This is a genomic window from Collinsella sp. OM06-18AC, assembly GCF_003438785.1.
Taxonomy (GTDB): domain Bacteria; phylum Actinomycetota; class Coriobacteriia; order Coriobacteriales; family Coriobacteriaceae; genus Collinsella.
Genome location: NZ_QSTX01000025.1, coordinates 1 through 443 on the forward strand (window position 1 = coordinate 1; position 443 = coordinate 443).

The 443-nt window shown below is 64.8% G+C and carries 1 protein-coding gene; it reads left to right on the top strand.

Annotated elements, in window-relative coordinates; translation table 11 throughout:
- The coding region (locus DXB86_RS09770; RefSeq protein WP_369831488.1) for an SIS domain-containing protein at window positions 1-443 on the top strand (443 nt) is incomplete at both ends.

The window sequence follows — 443 nt, forward strand, 5'->3', positions numbered from 1 at the left end:
GCCGACTGCTTCGGCCTGCGCCTGCTCAACCGCCGCGGCTGCTTCCCCAAGTTCGATCTGTTTATCGAGCAGACCAAGGACATCTGGAAGGACATGCTCGATATCCGCAAGCGCTTCGAGCCGCGCGCCGAGGAGCTCGCCAAGAAGTACGCCCTGGCCCCCTACACCATGTTCATCGGCTCCGGCGCCCTGTGGGGCGAGACCATCCTGTTCTCGATGTGCATCCTGGAGGAGATGCAGTGGAAGCGCACCCGCTACATCACCTCGGCCGACTTCTTCCACGGCACCCTCGAGCTCGTGGAGCCCGGCGTCCCCGTGTTCCTGTTCATGGGCGAGGACGAGAACCGCAAGCTCGACGAGCGCGTCCGCGCCTTCCTGACCCGCGGTGTGACCGGCGACACCGACATCAACATCATCGACACCGCCGAGTTCGCGATCCCCGG